Annotated in this window: 21 protein-coding genes; 9 read left to right on the forward strand and 12 right to left on the reverse strand. The window is 42.6% G+C overall.

Features of this window, described 5'->3' with window-relative positions; translation table 11 throughout:
* Positions 1 to 69: 69 nt before the first annotated feature.
* Positions 70 to 876: a flagellin gene (locus AUJ82_04975; GenBank protein ID OIO59590.1), complete on the forward strand. Its 807-nt coding sequence runs from the start codon at positions 70 to 72 to the stop codon at positions 874 to 876.
* A 52-nt stretch (positions 877 to 928) separates the two neighbouring features.
* Here AUJ82_04975 and AUJ82_04980 read toward each other — a convergent pair whose 3' ends face one another.
* Genes AUJ82_04980 through AUJ82_04995 form a run of 4 tightly spaced genes read right to left on the reverse strand, consistent with a single transcriptional unit; the run spans position 929 to position 4,474 of the window.
* On the reverse strand, positions 929 to 1,264 hold the full coding sequence (locus AUJ82_04980; protein ID OIO59711.1) for a ribosome silencing factor: 336 nt from the start codon (positions 1,262 to 1,264) through the stop codon (positions 929 to 931).
* A 13-nt stretch (positions 1,265 to 1,277) separates the two neighbouring features.
* Positions 1,278 to 1,853 carry a nicotinate (nicotinamide) nucleotide adenylyltransferase gene (locus AUJ82_04985; GenBank protein ID OIO59712.1) on the reverse strand — a complete coding sequence of 192 codons (576 nt, stop codon included), beginning with the start codon at positions 1,851 to 1,853 and terminating at the stop codon, positions 1,278 to 1,280.
* 6 nt (positions 1,854 to 1,859) lie between these two features.
* Entirely contained in the window at positions 1,860 to 3,398 is a 1,539-nt protein-coding gene (locus AUJ82_04990; GenBank protein ID OIO59591.1) for a magnesium chelatase, read from the reverse strand.
* A gap of 17 nt (positions 3,399 to 3,415) precedes the next feature.
* Positions 3,416 to 4,474: a fructose-bisphosphate aldolase gene (locus AUJ82_04995; protein ID OIO59592.1), complete on the reverse strand. Its 1,059-nt coding sequence runs from the start codon at positions 4,472 to 4,474 to the stop codon at positions 3,416 to 3,418.
* Between the two features lie 348 nt (positions 4,475 to 4,822).
* Between AUJ82_04995 and AUJ82_05000 the strand changes: the two genes are divergently transcribed.
* From AUJ82_05000 to AUJ82_05020, 5 genes are all read left to right on the forward strand, one after another.
* Complete coding sequence (locus AUJ82_05000) at positions 4,823 to 5,035, forward strand: hypothetical protein (GenBank protein ID OIO59593.1); 213 nt, start codon at positions 4,823 to 4,825, stop codon at positions 5,033 to 5,035.
* A 57-nt stretch (positions 5,036 to 5,092) separates the two neighbouring features.
* A complete protein-coding gene (locus AUJ82_05005; protein OIO59594.1) occupies positions 5,093 to 5,791 on the forward strand; it encodes a hypothetical protein in 699 nt (232 codons plus the stop codon).
* A gap of 93 nt (positions 5,792 to 5,884) precedes the next feature.
* Entirely contained in the window at positions 5,885 to 6,574 is a 690-nt protein-coding gene (locus AUJ82_05010; protein OIO59595.1) for a hypothetical protein, read from the forward strand.
* 287 nt (positions 6,575 to 6,861) lie between these two features.
* Complete coding sequence (locus AUJ82_05015) at positions 6,862 to 7,086, forward strand: hypothetical protein (protein ID OIO59596.1); 225 nt, start codon at positions 6,862 to 6,864, stop codon at positions 7,084 to 7,086.
* Positions 7,070 to 7,348 (forward strand): addiction module antitoxin RelB, encoded by a 279-nt coding sequence (locus tag AUJ82_05020; GenBank protein OIO59597.1) that lies wholly within the window; start codon positions 7,070 to 7,072, stop codon positions 7,346 to 7,348. The genes AUJ82_05015 and AUJ82_05020 overlap by 17 nt, the downstream gene beginning before the upstream one ends.
* A gap of 18 nt (positions 7,349 to 7,366) precedes the next feature.
* Here the strand turns inward: AUJ82_05020 and AUJ82_05025 are convergent, their stop codons facing one another.
* From AUJ82_05025 to AUJ82_05040, 4 genes are read right to left on the reverse strand one after another with little or no spacing between them, the layout of a single operon-like run.
* Entirely contained in the window at positions 7,367 to 8,329 is a 963-nt protein-coding gene (locus AUJ82_05025) for a phosphohydrolase (GenBank protein OIO59598.1), read from the reverse strand.
* 12 nt (positions 8,330 to 8,341) lie between these two features.
* On the reverse strand, positions 8,342 to 9,724 hold the full coding sequence (locus AUJ82_05030; GenBank protein ID OIO59599.1) for a magnesium transporter: 1,383 nt from the start codon (positions 9,722 to 9,724) through the stop codon (positions 8,342 to 8,344).
* 28 nt (positions 9,725 to 9,752) lie between these two features.
* Positions 9,753 to 10,325 carry a hypothetical protein gene (locus AUJ82_05035; protein OIO59600.1) on the reverse strand — a complete coding sequence of 191 codons (573 nt, stop codon included), beginning with the start codon at positions 10,323 to 10,325 and terminating at the stop codon, positions 9,753 to 9,755.
* Positions 10,325 to 11,008 (reverse strand): hypothetical protein, encoded by a 684-nt coding sequence (locus tag AUJ82_05040; protein OIO59601.1) that lies wholly within the window; start codon positions 11,006 to 11,008, stop codon positions 10,325 to 10,327. Before AUJ82_05040 ends, AUJ82_05035 begins: the two co-directional genes overlap by 1 nt.
* A gap of 79 nt (positions 11,009 to 11,087) precedes the next feature.
* Between AUJ82_05040 and AUJ82_05045 the strand changes: the two genes are divergently transcribed.
* The gene (locus AUJ82_05045) at positions 11,088 to 11,594 is read left to right on the forward strand and encodes a hypothetical protein (protein OIO59602.1); all 507 of its coding nucleotides are present in this window, start codon (positions 11,088 to 11,090) and stop codon (positions 11,592 to 11,594) included.
* A 49-nt stretch (positions 11,595 to 11,643) separates the two neighbouring features.
* Positions 11,644 to 12,117 (forward strand): hypothetical protein, encoded by a 474-nt coding sequence (locus AUJ82_05050; GenBank protein OIO59603.1) that lies wholly within the window; start codon positions 11,644 to 11,646, stop codon positions 12,115 to 12,117.
* Here AUJ82_05050 and AUJ82_05055 read toward each other — a convergent pair.
* Positions 12,114 to 12,695, reverse strand: a complete 582-nt coding sequence (locus AUJ82_05055) for an orotate phosphoribosyltransferase (GenBank protein ID OIO59604.1) — start codon at positions 12,693 to 12,695, stop codon at positions 12,114 to 12,116. The genes AUJ82_05050 and AUJ82_05055 overlap by 4 nt on opposite strands.
* 42 nt (positions 12,696 to 12,737) lie before the next feature.
* On the opposite strand from AUJ82_05055, the gene AUJ82_05060 reads away from it, so the two are divergent.
* A complete protein-coding gene (locus AUJ82_05060; protein OIO59605.1) occupies positions 12,738 to 13,859 on the forward strand; it encodes a hypothetical protein in 1,122 nt (373 codons plus the stop codon).
* Positions 13,860 to 13,923: 64 nt separating this feature from the next.
* Here AUJ82_05060 and AUJ82_05065 read toward each other — a convergent pair whose 3' ends face one another.
* The 3 genes from AUJ82_05065 to AUJ82_05075 form a co-directional block, all read right to left on the reverse strand.
* Complete coding sequence (locus tag AUJ82_05065; protein ID OIO59606.1) at positions 13,924 to 15,474, reverse strand: hypothetical protein; 1,551 nt, start codon at positions 15,472 to 15,474, stop codon at positions 13,924 to 13,926.
* A 63-nt stretch (positions 15,475 to 15,537) separates the two neighbouring features.
* Positions 15,538 to 16,227: a hypothetical protein gene (locus AUJ82_05070; protein OIO59607.1), complete on the reverse strand. Its 690-nt coding sequence runs from the start codon at positions 16,225 to 16,227 to the stop codon at positions 15,538 to 15,540.
* A gap of 684 nt (positions 16,228 to 16,911) precedes the next feature.
* The gene (locus AUJ82_05075) at positions 16,912 to 17,121 is read right to left on the reverse strand and encodes a hypothetical protein (GenBank protein OIO59608.1); all 210 of its coding nucleotides are present in this window, start codon (positions 17,119 to 17,121) and stop codon (positions 16,912 to 16,914) included.
* Between the last annotated feature and the right edge of the window lie 167 nt (positions 17,122 to 17,288).

A 17,288-nucleotide genomic window follows, 5' to 3' on the forward strand; every position in this document is an offset into this window, starting at 1 on the left:
ATCCCTTAATCAAATGGCCCTCGGTAATAGGGAATTACCTGAAAAATCAATCAAGGAGGATATAATCACATGTCCGGTGTAATCATCAATACAAACATTGCAGCCGTTGATGCTACGAACAATCTGAATCGTAGTAACTCGTCTCTGCAAAAGAGCTTAAACCGCTTATCAAGCGGCTTTAAGATCATCACCCCAGCAGATGACGCTGGTGGTTTGGCTGTGTCTATGAAAATGTCAGCAGCAATCAAGCGTAATAGTGTGACTCAAGATAATATAGCGAATGCTGTATCATTCTTGCAGACACAAGATGGCGCGTTGAAAACTTCTGGTAAGATCATGGAACGTATCTCTGAGTTATCGGCACTATACAGTGACGTGACAAAGAGTTCTACAGACAAATCAAACTACTCAACCGAGTTCAATCAGTTGACTTCGCAGTTGACGCAGATACAAGCTGAAGCCTTCAACGGCGTCAGTATGTTCGCGACATCGTCCAGTAATCTTAGTGTAGCTATCAGTGAAGATGGATCACAGAGTGTTAATGTAGCAAAAGCTAACTTAAACAGTGCTGTTTCTACCATTACAGCTGCTACGACACTATCTGGTATCACGGTTGCGAACACAAGTACAGCGATCAATAGTATTGCTACCTTGCGTGCTACTAATGGTGCGCAAACAAATCGCTTGCAGTTTGCATCCGATTTGTTAGTAGTCAACAAAGTTAATCTCGAGGCCGCAAATAGCCGTATCATCGATACTGATATTGCACAGGAATCGACTAACTTTGCGAAGTTCAATATATTGGTACAGTCTGGTGCTGCTATGTTGTCCCAAGCAAATGCTTCTTCACAGATAGCATTACGTTTGCTTGGTTAATACCTCATTTATTTGAGAACCCACAAGAGCCTCTCTAGAGAGGCTCTTGTGCTTATTTAGAGAGGTCGATGACTTCTGCGTCTTGCCACAATTTGTCTAAATTGTAGTTGGAGCGCATGTCGGGAGAGAAGATATGTACCATGAAGTCAAACCCATCGATCACAGCCCATCCGCTATCGGGCTCATAGTCTATGCGAATATTTTTGAGCTTAAGTTTGCTTAAGGTGTCTGAGATAGTTGATCTTAGGGCGCGCAAGTGGGGTTCAGAGTTTCCGGATGCAATAATAAAGTAATCTGTGATAGAAGACTTACCAACGAGCTTCAGGATTTTAATGTCCATCGCTTTTTTATCATCCAATGCATTGTAGCATTCTCTTAAAATTCCCATAACGACTGAGTTGTTATCTTCCATATAAATGATTTTGATTAATGTATTGATGTACTTTCTCTGGCAAAAAAGGGTAGGCTGTTTTCTTATCACGTAGCCGTTGCCTAATTTCTGTTGAACTGATGTCAAATTGATGACTTGAAATGAAATGCAAACCAGAAGTTGGAAATTGTATACTATGGCCAGGGCGTTTGACAACTATGAAATCAATTAATCTTTTCAATTCATCGATATTCTTCCATTGCGGTAGCTGTTCTAACTGATCTTCCCCTATAATCCAGAAAAATTTATCCGCAGGATAGGTTTTTTGTAGGTGTTTTACCGTATCAATCGTATAGCTGATACCTCCTTTTTTGATTTCCCAATCGAGAAGCTCAAATGAATCCATGCCTTCGATTGCCATCTTAACCATGCGGAGCCGGTCTTCATCTGATACGTTAGGTGAGTGCGGCTTAAGGGGTGATTTTGCTACCGGAATAAACAAAATCTTATCTAACTGTAGCTGTTCTAATGCATCTTGAGCAATAATGAGGTGCTTGAGATGAATGGGGTCAAACGAGCTCCCTAGGATTCCTATTTTTTTGCCCATATCCATTTAGTAAAAAAGAGTTCGGTCAAGACTACGATACTGAATTGCTTCCAGTAAATGATTCGTCTCTATACTATCAGAATCTTCGAGATCTGCAATCGTTCGGGCAACTTTTAATATCCGGTCATAAGCTCTTGCGGATAAATGCAGTTCCTCCATAGCTCTTTGTAGGAGATCGCCGTCTGATGGTTTGATGCCGCAATGATTGCGAATTTGCTTTTGAGACATTCGGGCATTGTAGCAATAGCGGCTGCCCTGAAAACGTTCCTGCTGCTTTTGTCGGGATTTTTTTACCCTTTCGTGAATTTCCTTTGAGGTTTCCCCGGGGGCAGCGTTTCTTAACTCTTCAATTCGGAGAGCCGGTGCTTCTATGTGAATATCAATGCGGTCTAGTAAAGGGCCGCTGATGCGGTTACGATAGCGTTGAACTTGTGGGACCGTGCAGCGGCATTCGCGCTTGGAATCTCCCATATAACCACAGGGGCAGGGGTTCATGGCGGCAACGAGCATGATGGACGAGGGAAGTGTTATTTTCGCGGCACTTCTGGAAATGGTGACTTCGCCATCTTCCAATGGCTGGCGAAGGACTTCCAGGGCTGAGCGTTTAAACTCCGGTAGTTCATCCATGAAAAGAACCCCGTTATGAGAAAGAGACACTTCACCCGGCTTGGGCATAGAGCCCCCACCGAGTAAACCTACGTCACTTATCGTGTGGTGAGGGGAACGAAACGGCCGTTGGAAATATCTTTCAGAATTAGAAATGGTCATGCCGGCCGCGGATTGAATGCTTAGTATTTCTAAGAATTCATCGGTGGTTGGGGGAGGCATGATGGTGTTGATCCGTTTTGCCACCATGGATTTTCCGGATCCCGGAGGCCCGATCATTAAAATATTGTGGCCACCGGCAACGGCTATTTCAACCGCTCTACGGAGGGCTTTTTGCCCCTTGATTTCTGAAAAGTCTATATAATGTTCGTCATCAGGTTTTCGATTGAAAGGACTGTCACTGGGTTTGATGGGCTCTATGTGAATTTCTCCGGACAGGAAACGGGTTGCTTGATCGAGTGAATCTACGGGATACGAGATCACGTTTTCGACTAAAGCCGCTTCTTCCGCGGATTCTCGAGGGAGGAGTACAGCTTCTTTGCCTAATTTTCTTGCCAAAAGAGCAAGCGCTAAGGCACCCCGAACCGGTCTGGTTTTGCCGGAAAGACTCAGTTCGCCGGCGATTAATACCCTGTCTAGCATGTCGGATTGTAACTGACGTGTTGCTGCCAGAATACCAAGCGCTATAGGTAAATCATAGACAGGGCCTTCTTTACGAATATTTCCAGGTGCTAGATTTATTGTAGTTCTTGTTTCTGGGGGGCGAAAACCACTGTTCATTAAGGCAGAAAATACGCGGTCTTGGGATTCCTTCACTGCTAAATCAGGAAGGCCTACGAGAACCATCTTTAACTCGCCGATTTCTCCCGTGTTGACCTCAACATGCACAGGAAATGCTTCGATGCCGATGAGGGCACCTGTTAATACGTTCGCTAGCATTACTTTTTTGAGAAAAACTAGGCGATTGTTATACGATCATCAATATAAACGTCCTGAATGGCATGGAGAAGTTCGATACCTTCTGACATAGGGCGTTGAAAAGCTTTTCTACCTGAAATAAGACCACAACCGCCGGCGCGTTTATTAATAACAGCGGTACGCACGGCGTCAAAGAAATCATCCTTGCCAGAAGCACCCCCGGAATTAATCAAACCACAACGTCCCATATAGCAATTCATTACTTGGTAACGTGTGAGATCAATGGGGTTATCCGTGCAAAGCTCTGAGTAGACCCGTTTGTCTGTTTTGCCATAATTTTTTAAAGCCAAATAGCCACCGTTGTTGGTAGGTTGTTTTTGCTTAATAATATCGGCTTCAAGGGTTACCCCTAAGTGATTAGCCTGGCCGGTGAGGTCTGCGCTGGTATGGTAATCCTTATCTTGAGAGAAAGCAGGGTTTCTTAAATAGCACCAGAGAATAGTGGCTAACCCCAGTTCATGAGCGAGCTGAAAGGCCTCGGTGGTTTCTTGTATTTGGCGATCTGATTCATCGGAACCGAAATAGATTGTTGCACCCACCGCGGCAGCGCCCATGTCATACGCTTGCTTTACGTGCGCGAAATAAATTTGGTCAAATTTATTAGGGTAGGTGAGGAGCTCGTTGTGATTGAGTTTTACAATAAATGGAATTTTGTGAGCGTATTTACGAGAGCACATGCCTAAAACCCCTAGTGTAGAGGCTACAGCGTTACAACCTCCTTCGATAGCGAGCTTAATAATGTTCTCTGGGTCAAAATAATCCGGGTTAGGTGCGAAGCTTGCGGCAGCGGAATGCTCTATCCCTTGGTCTACCGGCAGAATGGACATGTAACCCGTGTGGGCAAGCCGACCATGGCTATAAATGCGAGCGAGGTTATTGAGTACTTGAGCCGGACGATCGCTGTTAACAAATATGCGATCCACAAAATCGGGACATGGCAGGTGTAATTTAGCAGAAGATACTTTGCATTTATAGTCGATCAGCTGCTCTGTATCATTTTCAATAAATCTTTGTAGGTGTGTGTGGTGTGAATTCATGGAATTTAGTATTCAGGGTTATTGTGAAAGCTAGATCTGTAAAAAAGTTATCATAAAAATATTGCCCGAACAAGCAACATTTGGAGCGGTATTCGTGGAAATTGGCAAAAGCTGTTTTTGAGTGATAAGACGAGGTAGCATTTTCGAGATCATAATTTTTGAGGAGTAAAGGTTAACGAGATCGCTTTCTTCTATTATACGGAAGTGTCAAGTGTTTTTCTGGTCGATAATTGGGATAGTTGGGATAATTGGGATGATTTTTAAAAAAAAGTTGAAATTTTGCATTTTAAGTGAGATTTTGAGCAGTACAATGACGTGGATTAAATTAGCTTTTAGTGGTCGAGTAGCATGTGTGCCTTTTTTGGAGACTACCTTGTGTTTGCAAAATTATTGATCTCGATTATTTCCGCCGAGCAGATATTGCCTAATGGTATATCTCAAACAGGTAGATTGAGATTGGTATTTTGCTTTTCCAAAGATTTTTTTCTTATGCTCTTTTTCTTCGCTCCGGGGGTTGGGGGTTATGATGTCTGTGGGCTCCGGTTCAGGGGAATTATTTGATTGAATTAAATGTCGTGAAAAGATAAACTCCGCCTAACTTTTAGAAAATTAGAAATCATGAGGTTTTATTTTATAATCAGCACTTTATTTATTGGAGTACCCGCTTTAGTCGGACAGAATGTGACTACAGGCTCAGTCTTGCATGCAATTTGTATGGATCCTGAAAATAGCTTCTATTTTATGAGACACGGCAGGACTGACTGGAATAAAGACATGTTAGAGATGGGGCCTCAAGATTTACAACTCAATAATGAAGGCATTGCAGAGGTAAGAGGTGTGCTTCATTTGTTAAGAGGGGTCGGTATAAATAGAATTATTTCAAGTCCTTTGAAAAGATGTAGAGAAACCGCAGAGATAATTTCAAAATCCTTAGGAGGAATTCCTGTGTTTATTGAACCAGCGTTGGAAGAACGATATTTTGGGAACTGGGCAATCCAAAAAGCAGAAGCTGAGTTATTGAAAAGACAATCTGGAAATGGTCCAGAGTTTTTCGCCAACATTAAGGATAGGGTTGAAACTTTGCTCCCTGCTGACGCCGAGAGTAAGGAAGATTTTAGGGATCGAGTTCTGGATTACTTTTACTGCTCCGGCTTTAGTGATGGGAAAGTGTTGATCGTTTCTCATGGTTGTGTTTTCGAATCATTAAAAGAATACATTAAATTAACTGAAGATACAGTTGGTAAAAAAAGATACGCTACTCCAATATTATTTGAAACAAAAGATGATGGCAGTTGGGGTTTGCATCTGGCAAATTAGCCGAAATAAATCAATTCTCAAGTCTTAATTTTTCTGTTAATACTGAGTTTTTTCCTGCGGATGCTTGTCTTTTTGCTATACCTTTACTTAATTATGTTTTTGCCATTTCAAAAGAGTTACTCACAGCCCCCTCCAATCGATTCTCCAAATAATATGGGTAATGACGGTCAAAATTGTTTGAATAATAATACATTGTCTAATTTTCCACCTGTTTCTTTCCTGCTCATGCGGCATGGCCAGACCGACTGGAGCTTTGATCATTTAGAGAGAGGGGTTCAGGATCTTGATCTGAATGAACAAGGGATTAAAACTGTACTCAAAACGGCACAAACACTAGCTTCACGGTATAGCTCTGTTGTCATTGTATCCAGCCCAAAGCTCCGAACAATCCACACTGCTCGAATACTGCAAGCTGCCATTGGTGGAGACATAATAATAAAAGAAGGGATAGATGCCCGGTACTATGGAGACTTTTCAAAAGATAAGAACTTGGCTAGCGCCTATAGGAATGCCTACTTTAATGAGACAAACCTTTGCTTACCTGATGATGCTGAGGCAGATGAACATTTTACTGAACGAGTAAGAAAATCCATCATTCAGGAACTTTCTAACTCCTGCTATAACAATATGCTTCTTATATTCGTAACGCATGGGGAAGTATTTCATTATTTAACTAAAGCGCTTATCGGGCAAGAGATGAAAATAGAGAAGGGAACAGCTTATCTTTTCTTGCCTCCCACAGATAAAGTAAACTTAAACTGGAAAGTACTTTGCCAAGAATGAAGGCCTAAGGAAAAAAACCTCATCGATTAGTTTCTGATTTTTATCACGGCAGAATAATGGATGAAAAAGATGAAAGATCAAAGGCCAGAGTGATCTGTGACTATATAAGTGGCATGACAGATATACTTTATTCATGTCTACAAAAGACTATTTGATTCAGAATACGGAAATATTGACGATTTGTATTGAACCGCTAAGCCTTCTTCCTATTACTTAAATATCCCCTCTTGACTAAGTGATGTAAAAGTGTTACACTCGAGTTATAAGGAAAGAGAGATACAAGAAACATGGCAACGACTAAACCGAGATTAAACATTACATTAGAAAAAGAAGTGGAGAAAGAGCTTTCCCTTTTGGCGAAGCGGCGGTCGCAGTCCGTATCGAGCCTTGCGAAGGAATTGATTATGGAATCTTTGGAACGGAGGGAAGATTTTTGGTTGAGCCGAGTTGCGAAAGAACGTTCCGCAACAAGCAAGAAACGCCTTTCTCACAAAGATGTCTGGGGAGAGTAATTACACTGTTGAGTATCTGGAAGCTGTCCTAAAAGAAGACATTCCGAGATTAGGGACATCCGTGCGCCGCTTAATCAAGAAAGCGATCGAAGAACGGTTGATAATTGATCCTGTTTTTTTTGGGAAACCCCTGCGCTATAGCTTGCAAGGGCATAGGCGGTTATGCGTGAGCGACTATCGCGTTGTTTACCGTATTGAGCCGGAAGAGCAGCTGATTGTGATCGCGGCGATTGAGCACCGGAAAGATGTTTATGAAGGATAGGCGAGAGAAGTTTTTTTCTTACACCCCCTCCAGCAAGACCGGAGCCTTGAGGCCGGGGATGTACTCTGAGAATGTATCCATTTCGTTCTTACGCCTGAGGGCGCGTTGTACCATGCCCATTTTGGCATCCAGGTTATCTGCCATGGAGACGAAAACGGCTTCCGGAGTGGCGGCCATGACAGCGGCGCCCCATTCGAGCTCGCCCTGGTGGCTGAGGATGATGTGCTCTAGGCGTTCCAGGATGTCTTGGTTAAGTTTTGCTTGCATGCCCGCTTTGCGAACCATGCGGTAGCCCAGGACGACGTGCCCCTGGAGGAGACCGGTTTTGCTTTTTTTTGTGCTGAAATGACCTTCGTATTCAACTACTTTTCCGATATCGTGTAAGATGGCGCCCGCGATGGCAAGATCAGGGTCAACCTCAGGATATAGCGGGAGTAGGACAACGGCAGCTCTGGTGACGTGGACGGTGTGCTCGAGTAGGCCATGACGATACGCATGGTGCATGGCAATCGCGGCCGGCCAGTTGATGAAATCATCTTTGATGGATTCCAGGGCGGTTTGAACCGTTAAACGCAATTCAGGATTCTTGATTTTGTTTACGTAGCTATCTAACTCTGCCCATAGCGCAGACGGTTCTTCTGTGGATACCTCGACAAGATTGCCGATGGCGCCACTTTGGTTCGCTTCCTCTGCTGTTATCTCTACTATCTTTTGTATTTTCGGGCTAAAACGGCTTTGATAATGATCTGATACGCCCTCTATGGAGACAATGCTGCCATCCTTGGCCTGTTTGAAATATTCGAATTCGCGGGTGTCGCTAAAACAAGTAACGCCAAAACTGCCTGTTTTATCACCCAGCTCTACCATTAAGAAGTCGGTACCATTACGAGCGACCTTGGCGGCGATCTTTTTTACGATTAACGTGGCTTGGAACGATTGCTTTTCGCCCTCAGGGATTTTTTTTAATTCGTCTACTGTCATTGTTTATTAAATTTATCCTAATAACACCCAGGTGCCAATCGACAGGAAAATAAGACTACTGCAACTGTCATTGATGGCCGTTAAGAAAATCGAGGAGCTTTGAGCGGGGTCTAGGTGTAGGTGTTTCAGTAAAAGAGGCACGATGGCGCCGATGGAGCCTGCGATCAACATAGTGATCATAAGCGAAGAAAAAATAACGAAAGACAGGGAGAGATCTCTCGACATAAATAAAGCAACGGCTCCACCAATCAACCCAATAAACAACCCGTTAACCAACCCTTTAAGGGCTTCACTGATGAAAATTGACATATTATCAGATGTCTCAACATGGCCCAGAGCAATGCTGCGAATGGCAACGGCCAGTGTTTGAGCCCCCGTGTTACCTCCAAGGCTTGCCATTAGGGGGATAAAAACAGCTAAGAGGGGAAGCTGTTGTATAGACCCTTGAAAGAGAGATACCACCCAAGATGCCGTTGACGCGGTGGCTAAATTAACCAGCAGCCAAGGGAAACGGCGTTTTACGCTAAACGCTACCGAGTCATGGATCGTTTCATCTGGACCCGCACCCACGATCTTTTGGAAGTCTTCCGTAGCCTCGTTTTGGATAATATCGATTACATCATCGTGCTCAACAATGCCAAGAATACGGCCTTCGCTGTCGACAACCGGCAAGGCGTGGAAATTGAGTTCCGCCATTTTAAGTGCAATCTTCTCACTGTCCTCAAAAGGATGGCAAATGCCCTCAATGTCAGTAGACATGATATCTACGATTTTCTGATCCGGTTTGGCCAGAATCAAGGCCCTCAACGTCATCACACCCTTTAGTTTTCCGGCAGTATCGATGGCGTAAACATAGCTTGTGTGGTCAAATTCATCCTTTAGTTTGCGTATATGATGGATAGCTTCATCTACATGCATGTCAGGATGCACATACATGAAATAAGGCGTCATTACTCCACCGGCTGTATTAGGATGATAAGTGAGGAGCTTGCGGACATCCTGAGCCATCTTTTGGCTCAATTTGTTTAAAATACGAGCGCGGTCATCCTCCTTAAGCTCGTACATAAGGTCTGTGGCGTCATCGGGCTCAAACTCTTCTAAGATTTTCAAAGCACGCCACTCTCGCATCGCCGCGATAACTTCGGCGGAGTCCTCTGCGTCCATTTCCGAAAGGATTTCAGAAGCGTGCTCTACGGAAAGTTTTCTTAAAATAGTGCGACGTTCATCAACATCCAATCGTTCCAGAAAGGAAGCGATGATATGGGGTGGAGTCATTTCCAGCCGATCCTTTGTCAAACTTTCCAAATCCTCAAGCGGCTGCTGTAGAAGGTCTTCTAATGAATAACATTCTGGCGACAGCGTTTTGTGAGAGTGATTGAGTGGTAGGCCTCGCATGACAAATAAAAATGTTTACTGATTATTTTCAGCTATATTTTTTAATAATATTAACAAATTGCTTGAAAGCAGGGTGTTCTGCGGAACTTATGAGGCTATAGAAAATAGTTTCTACGGGCAAGAGCGGAATAAACCGGTGGGAAAAGTAGTTTATAATAGCAGCCGTATCCGCTTCTCTGCGCCCGCCAATACAATCGCGCAATAGTACCACCTCGTAAAAACCGTCAATGGCTTCGTTACAGGTTTGGAATACACAGACACTTGCCTCCAGCCCGCCGACATAAAGGCGTGAGATATTATGCTCCTTTAACCATTCCTTGATTTCAGAAGGTGCACAGGCAGAAAAAGCCATTTTGGCGGTATAAGTGTCCTCTGCTGTTAACAGTTCCAGTATGCGTTTATCCGTTTTACCCAGTTTACGAGGGTTTTGTTCTGTGTATATGATAGGAATGTTAAGCAAAGAAGCACATTCTATTGCTAGGCAGGACCGTTTTACGATGTCTTCATAATGAGGTACAATGTCCTTAAAAATCTCCTGTATATCGACAAGTAAGAGGGCAGAGTGGGCAATCGTATCGGGGGAGTATCCTAGGGGTATCATTACAGTAATCCTTTGTTTATATGGTAAGTCTTGCGAGCCGGAATTTGTATGATTTCCTTTTCCGGTAAAATGTATGCTGTCAAATAGCCCCCATAAACGCAACCGGTATCAATACCCATAGCCCAGAGATCGTGGTGGACTTGCTTGTATGGGGTATGCCCGTAAATCACAAATGGAGGCCCTGCCCATAGCTTAGCCCATGGAGTTCCCTTCCAGCACTCGCTTCGTTTGTGACCCTTACCCTTTTTGTCGATTACCTGTATTCGGGTTATGTCTTTAATGCTTTGATTCTTCCAGGGTATTTTGGGCAGAAGGCCGCCGTGGATAATGAGGGTATCATGCTTCTTTTTGTAAACATAGGGCACCATGTTTTCCATAAGTTCCCAATCCTTTGGGGTAAGGATTTTTACAGTGGGTTTGTCATACGCTTTGAGGATGGAGCCCTTTTTCTTTTTGCGATAATTTAATAAACGCAATTCATGGTTTCCTAATATAAATTTTTTCTGATATTGCAGATTATGGACGATTCGGAATACGCCTGCGGTATCCGGGCCTCGGTTAATGAGGTCTCCAATAAAAACCAATTTATCATCCCCTCTTAATTTTACCTTATTTAAGAGATCTGCCAATTCAAGCGCACAGCCGTGCACATCACCTATAATAATAGTTCTGGGCATATTCAACCATTACTCATAGCAAAAAAAGCTTGAAAAAACGATTGTGAAATCTCCCGTAATAGGCCATTTTATTAATCTGTAAGATATGAACAATTGGTCACTAAAGCCGCATTCGCGCAAAAACACGAGTACCGGAAAGGCATTTCTTCCCGGGGAGCGCATTTTGTCGATTATTTACATGGGTAATGATGGTATTATGCACCGTATAGATATTCATGACCAAGAAGTGCTTCCTACGGATATTTCAGAAGATCAGGTGATTGCGCGTTGGACGCGTGTTTTAAAGGAGAAAGAGGCAGAGGATAAGGCCGAAAAGCAAAATATGCTGCAGTCTACTGAAGAACTGTTTCTTTCTTTGTATCAAGATGCGGACACTGCTGTGCTCCCGGAAAATGAACGAGACATTTTAAAACAACTACTCGGCCTCATGCTCGAGCGTAAACGCATTCTCAAAAGAGTAGGGGAGGCCACTGAGGATTTTCTAACCTACGTTCACGTTCCTACTAAAAAAGAATATGTGGTTCCTTTAAAAGATTTTTCTGTAGAGGATATTGAGAAAATTAAAGAACAGCTCGATCATGTCTTGCGATAGAACTATTCCCTGCTTTTTTAAAAACTCAAAATCTTTACTAATCTGGGCTATGTTATTAGCACTGGTGACCTTGGTGACGGGTTGTGAAAAGAAAAATGAGCCGGCACATACCATGCGCTTTTATACGGAATCCAGCGCAAGCCTTCCGACTCGATGGGCAAAGTCTGTGCAAATGCCGGAAAGCGATTTAGTGTTTTCCGTTTTTCCTCAGCCCATTTTGTTTGAGGGAGATGTTACCGATGTCGCTTTGGCGGAGGTGGATATCGGCTATTGTCTTTTGTTTCAGTTTAATGATAAAGGGGCTAAAACCCTTAATAAACTCTCTGTGAGTGAACGGGGCAAAAACCTCATTTTGCTTGTAGACGGGCATCCCATAGGGTTTAGGCGTATGGATCAATCATTAGAGGATGGCCGCTTGTATTTGTTTGTCGAGTTGGATGACGACAAGATTCCTATGCTCGCAAATGAATTAAAAGATTCTTTGGCGAAGCATAAGAAGCGTAGCTACAAGATAGGAAGTTAACTTCCCGGTTTGATTGCGGGGATGTTTTTGAGCTCTTCGGGTAAATTATCGGGCTCGTAGACAGGGAAAGACATTTCTAGCAAGGAAACTAAAGGGACATCAAAGCGTGCTTGCCCTTGGCTTCTGTCTACCAAAACGGTGACTGCCACAGGATCGGCAGCATGTTGGCGAGTGACATCAAGAGATTCCTGTACTCGGCCACCCTTGGTGATAACGTCTTCTACGATTAAGACTTTTTCTCCCGGTTTAAACTTAAATCCACGGCGCAGTTCTAATTTGCCATCTATTTTATCCAGGAAAATAAAGCGCTTTCCAAGTTGGCGAGCCACTTCTTGACCGAGACAGAGCGCGCCCATTGCCGGGGCAACAACGGTTTCGCAATCAACGTTGTCAAGTTTATCAATAAGCATGGTTGCTAGGCGGGTAACAGCTGCTAAGTCCTCACAGACACGTGCGCATTGAAAGAAGTAAGCACTTCGCAGGCCGGATCTTAAAATAAAATGACCTTGGAGTAACGCGCCACTTTTACGGAATAGGGAAAGAACTTCCTCTTGTGTTGCTTCTTGCATCGTATTCATTGTAGATTATTATCCTTAAAGCGTCATAAGTAACAATCAAGCATGAAAGTCGTTCACCGGTATATTTTAAGTCAAGTGCTCATTGCGGCACTGCTTTCTATTGGCCTATACGTTTTTGTATTAGTCGTGGGGAATGCTTTACGAGGGGCTGTTGGGTTAGTCGCCGCGGGGCAATTGCCCTGGATCGCTTTCTTTAAGCTATTAGTTACATTGTTGCCCTATGTGTTTGCATACGCATTGCCTTTAGGTTTTTTAACCGCCGTGCTACTGGTTTTGGGCAGAATGTCCTCACAAAACGAGTTAACAGCCATTCGTTCCGCAGGCATTAGTTTATATTCCATATCCTATCCAATATTTCTCTTGGCTATGCTGGGAGCTTGTATCGCGCTATGGATCAACTTTTATTACGGGCCAAAGGCGAAATCGGATTATCGTAGTGGTATTGCGATGGCGGTCCAGGAAAACCCCCTCCGGTTTATTCAACCCAATTCCTTTGTAAAGCAGTTTCCCGGTTATGTCCTTTTTTTAGGCTCTAGGGAAAAGGATAAAGTTTCGGATTTCTGGATATGGGAGCTTGATGAACAAAATCGCGTAAAGCTTTTCGTAAAAGCCAGAGAGGGCAATTTTAAATACGATGAAAAAGCCAATGCCCTTATTTTAACCCTTTATAACGGTAGCGGTGAGAAAAAATCAGATAAAGACCCGGAAGACCCTCAGAGTAATGCTTTGCTGACAGTCTTTTTTAAAGAGTTAACCATTCAACTCCCCCTTGATGCGATTTTTGCGGCTGCTCGTTCAGAGAAAAAGCTCTCTATGATGACATTACCTGAATTAATAGAACACAGGGAAATGCTGGCGGAGCAGGGGCGCTATACCGAAAGAATCAAAACCCAGCTTCAGATACAAAAGAACCTGGCAATGGCCTTTTCTGTTATTCCCCTTATGATTATCGCCATCCCACTGGCACTTAAAACAAGCCGCTCGGAAACTTACTTCAATATAGCGATCGCCCTCGGGCTCGCGTTGAGCTACTACTTTTTAATGATCGTGATGACGTGGTTTAACACGAAACCACACTTGCGTCCTGATCTACTTGTCTGGCTTCCCAATATAGTGTTCCTTATCTTGGGAATAAGTTTGTTTCTTAAAGCAGCACGCCGGTAAACAAAAAGCCCTCCCTTTAGAAAGGAGAGCTTTTTTTATTGTTAATGGCAAGTTGTATGGTGTGCTAATTTGTGGATAGCAGGGATTCTTCTTCCTCCTCCTCATTCACGCTCACATTGAGATCCTTCATCTCTACAATTTTTAATTCGCTCTTTGGGGACAGATTTTCAAAGGATTCTTTTGCTTCATTAATGATGCTATTTATGTATTGCTGAATGGCATTCGGAATGTTGACATCTGTTATCCCTTCAATGTTGTAAGAAAAGAATTTATTAAAGAGTATCTGGTTAACGAAATTTTCTTTCGCATACTTTTTGCAATCTCTATTCATGCCTTTATCCTCATCAATGGATTCAAGAAATACCTCTCTTAGCGAATTGCTCCATTTATCAGGGTCAGTTAGTGCAAACTCCTTAGATATATTATTTCTGAAAAACTTTAACATGCTGGCCGTAAGGTATATTGGCTTATTATCCAGCTGGCTGTTAAAACAAAGGTCATCAAAGTTGAGCTTGTATTTTTCCAGGCATAATAATGCGTCTATAGCCTCTTCTTTGCTAGCATAGCCATCTATAAATTTTTTGGCTGAATCGTCCTTCAGGAATTCTAAAATGTTTGGCGTAAGGAATATAGGCTCTTGATCCGATTCCCTTATATAATATAGATCTTTAAAGTTAAGTTTGTTTTCATCCATGTATTTCAAGACCTTTAGCGCCTCTTCTTTACTGCCATAGCTAAACTCAATATCTTTTAAGACACTTTCCTCTACTCGGTTGATTCTGTCCTCGACATATTTATCAAGCGCAGAGACTAGATCGATTTTTTGCTCATTTGCGTACGTAATAAAGTTTTCCTCCAATCCTCTTTTGGATTCAACATTTGATTTTAAGTATAGCATATAGGAATGGGGTAGCTTTTTGCTTTCGCCTGCTTCTATTAAACGCTCACCTATCCTTTTGCTAAGGCTCTCATTGAATGGCTTTAGTTCCTCCTTCATTTTTGTGAGAGGAACATGTTTTAAAGCGTCACCCAGTGTTTTTACGCTCTCGTTTTCTGTAATAGTATTAAAAATGGCTTCACCAAAGGGAATGAGCTTGTCATCATTCTTTAGCTTGGTTTTCTCTGGGTCGCCCATCAATAGATCTAGCACCACTTTACCCCAGTCCTGCAGAGTTTCCTTAGAGAGATTCTCTAATTTTGAATTGGCGAACTTAGATTCGAGTTCCAAGAAATACTTAAGCTCCTTCTCGCTCGAGTTTACCTGAGATAAACAAAACTTTTGCAAAGCTTTTAGTAAAGGATCGGAGTACTGGGCATTTTTATCTATTAAGATATTAAAATTATCCTTCACCCATGTTTGAAATTCTGTAAAGCGGTCAACATTCGTGTGTGAAACGTAGCCAAGAGAAACGAAATTAATTGTGCCACGAATATAACTACTCGAAACATTATTCTCTTCATTTTGTTTAGTTAAATCCTCTAGCTTGCGAGGTTTTAACGCCATATTATCTTTGAACTCCCCCTCCTTGTTTTCGGAGTTTGAGTTGAGATTCTCGATTTTCTTTTCAACCGTTTTCAGGTTGCCATCATTTTTTGGGGTAGTTGTGGTAAGCATGTTAGAAATCTTACCCGAAAAAGAATTTCAGAAACAATAGCAAATCTCACAAGTTGCTGATTATTAATTTTTGTCATTGTTTGGTACGGATAGGATAAACTCCTCATGCGCCATTTGGATAAGGTGCTTTTGCTCGCTCAAATTCTTCAGTAATTTTTTAAGGGCGTCACTTAATAAAACCGGCTTTTCATTACGTGTAATGGACTCAAAGAGTTTTTTCCCAAGCTCAAGTTGTATGCTCTCTTGGTTGAATTCTTCCCATTCTTTGACGTAATCGTTTTCTTCCTTAAAGGCATCAATTACAACAATACCCCATTCCTTTAGCATCTTCTCGGAACGATCTTTAGGCTTGGTTTTACTGACTTCCCATTCCTTATCGGCGATATCGTTTAAATCGTTGTCTTCAACCTTTCCCTTTTTCAAGGTAAGATTTTTTAATGACTTCAACAAAGGATCGTTATAGTCGGTGTTAAGATTGATCATGATATTGAAATTGTGCTTGATCCACTTCTGGCACAATTCAACGCGCCCATTGCCCTCATCTTTATCATTCAAAGTATTCGTTAGGCTAGCGTATAGAAATTGACCCTTGGAGTAACCGATTTCATTTCGTTGGTCATATTCCCCTTTCAGGTTTTTTAGGGAGCGCGGGGAGAGGAGTTCGTTTTTTTCACCCTCTTCAGTGATGATCTTAAAATTTATTTTTTTAACTTTGTCAGGACTTTGAGGCGGGGTTTTTAGTGGGGTATTCATAGCTATATCATAAAAAACTCTCCACAACGGGAACAAGCTAAATAAAAGAGCAACTTTCGAGGGAAAAAAACTTAAGCTTGAACTATAAAGTAATGAAAATTAGTATAGCAATTGTTACCCCATGAAACGAAAGCTACTTAGGGCAAAGGCACCCTTCTTTTCAGGAACTGTTCTAGTAAAAATACTGGTGCTTGCCGTTGGCTATTTTTTCTTAGGCAAATATGGCTTAGCATTTGCACCATTAGATGCAGGCATCACACCTGTTTGGTTGCCCGCGGGTCTCGCCCTTGGAGCCTTACTCTATTTCGGTTATAATTTATGGCCGGGTGTTTTTTTGGGCTCTTTGGCTGTTAATTTTGCCATTAGCCAGTCTTGGGGTTTTTCTATTACGGCAGCCGTAGGCAATACTGGCTCTATCTTACTTTCTGTCATACTGCTTAAAAAATACTTTTACATAAAGAAAACAATTGAGGATTCTCAGCACTTAGTTGGTTTTGTAGTAGTAGGCGTCTTCTTTACTTCGTTTGCTTCGGCTGTTATCGGAGCCTCTGGCGCCGCATTTTTCTCTCCGGTATCCGAAGGGTTCGCACTTGTCAATAAAGCCATTTACACTTGGTGGTTGGGGGATGCTATGGGCATTCTCTTATTAGTGCCGTTAGTTTTTACGTTTCAACCCTCTATTGATTACTTTTTTTCAAAAGAAAATAAATTGGCATCTATTTCTGGGTTCCTCACGCTATGTGTACTGGCAGGGCTAGCAGGGCTAAGCAGTTTTGATATCATGACGGGTAGCGGGATATCCGGCATGTTGATCGCGTTTACGTTATCACCGCTCCTGATCTGGATGGCTATTGGGTATGGTGGGTTCGGTGCCAGTATAGGGTCCCTTATCATTGCATTCTGTATGCTTTATGCCGCTAAAGTATCACAGAACCAAGCGTTAATTGATAGTTTTTTGGCCAATTGGGCAATCGCCGGTTTAGGGATGACGGGGGCTCTTTTCTTAGGTGTTATCTGCATGGAGCGAAAGCGTTTTGAGCGAAACACGAGCAAGGCGCTTA

The organism is Verrucomicrobia bacterium CG1_02_43_26 (assembly GCA_001872735.1).
GTDB lineage: Bacteria > Verrucomicrobiota > Verrucomicrobiia > Opitutales > CG1-02-43-26 > CG1-02-43-26.

Coding starts and splice junctions, on each gene's coding strand:
- AUJ82_04975 (OIO59590.1), top strand. CDS start 70: ATGTCCGGTGTAATCATCAATACAAACATTGCAGCCGTTGATGCTACG.
- AUJ82_04980 (OIO59711.1), bottom strand. CDS start 1,264: ATGGGAATTTTAAGAGAATGCTACAATGCATTGGATGATAAAAAAGCG.
- AUJ82_04985 (OIO59712.1), bottom strand. CDS start 1,853: ATGGGCAAAAAAATAGGAATCCTAGGGAGCTCGTTTGACCCCATTCAT.
- AUJ82_04990 (OIO59591.1), bottom strand. CDS start 3,398: ATGCTAGCGAACGTATTAACAGGTGCCCTCATCGGCATCGAAGCATTT.
- AUJ82_04995 (OIO59592.1), bottom strand. CDS start 4,474: ATGAATTCACACCACACACACCTACAAAGATTTATTGAAAATGATACA.
- AUJ82_05000 (OIO59593.1), top strand. CDS start 4,823: ATGTGTGCCTTTTTTGGAGACTACCTTGTGTTTGCAAAATTATTGATC.
- AUJ82_05005 (OIO59594.1), top strand. CDS start 5,093: ATGAGGTTTTATTTTATAATCAGCACTTTATTTATTGGAGTACCCGCT.
- AUJ82_05010 (OIO59595.1), top strand. CDS start 5,885: ATGTTTTTGCCATTTCAAAAGAGTTACTCACAGCCCCCTCCAATCGAT.
- AUJ82_05015 (OIO59596.1), top strand. CDS start 6,862: ATGGCAACGACTAAACCGAGATTAAACATTACATTAGAAAAAGAAGTG.
- AUJ82_05020 (OIO59597.1), top strand. CDS start 7,070: ATGTCTGGGGAGAGTAATTACACTGTTGAGTATCTGGAAGCTGTCCTA.
- AUJ82_05025 (OIO59598.1), bottom strand. CDS start 8,329: ATGACAGTAGACGAATTAAAAAAAATCCCTGAGGGCGAAAAGCAATCG.
- AUJ82_05030 (OIO59599.1), bottom strand. CDS start 9,724: ATGCGAGGCCTACCACTCAATCACTCTCACAAAACGCTGTCGCCAGAA.
- AUJ82_05035 (OIO59600.1), bottom strand. CDS start 10,325: ATGATACCCCTAGGATACTCCCCCGATACGATTGCCCACTCTGCCCTC.
- AUJ82_05045 (OIO59602.1), top strand. CDS start 11,088: ATGAACAATTGGTCACTAAAGCCGCATTCGCGCAAAAACACGAGTACC.
- AUJ82_05050 (OIO59603.1), top strand. CDS start 11,644: ATGTTATTAGCACTGGTGACCTTGGTGACGGGTTGTGAAAAGAAAAAT.
- AUJ82_05055 (OIO59604.1), bottom strand. CDS start 12,695: ATGAATACGATGCAAGAAGCAACACAAGAGGAAGTTCTTTCCCTATTC.
- AUJ82_05060 (OIO59605.1), top strand. CDS start 12,738: ATGAAAGTCGTTCACCGGTATATTTTAAGTCAAGTGCTCATTGCGGCA.
- AUJ82_05065 (OIO59606.1), bottom strand. CDS start 15,474: ATGCTTACCACAACTACCCCAAAAAATGATGGCAACCTGAAAACGGTT.
- AUJ82_05070 (OIO59607.1), bottom strand. CDS start 16,227: ATGAATACCCCACTAAAAACCCCGCCTCAAAGTCCTGACAAAGTTAAA.
- AUJ82_05075 (OIO59608.1), bottom strand. CDS start 17,121: ATGATAAGGGACCCTATACTGGCACCGAACCCACCATACCCAATAGCC.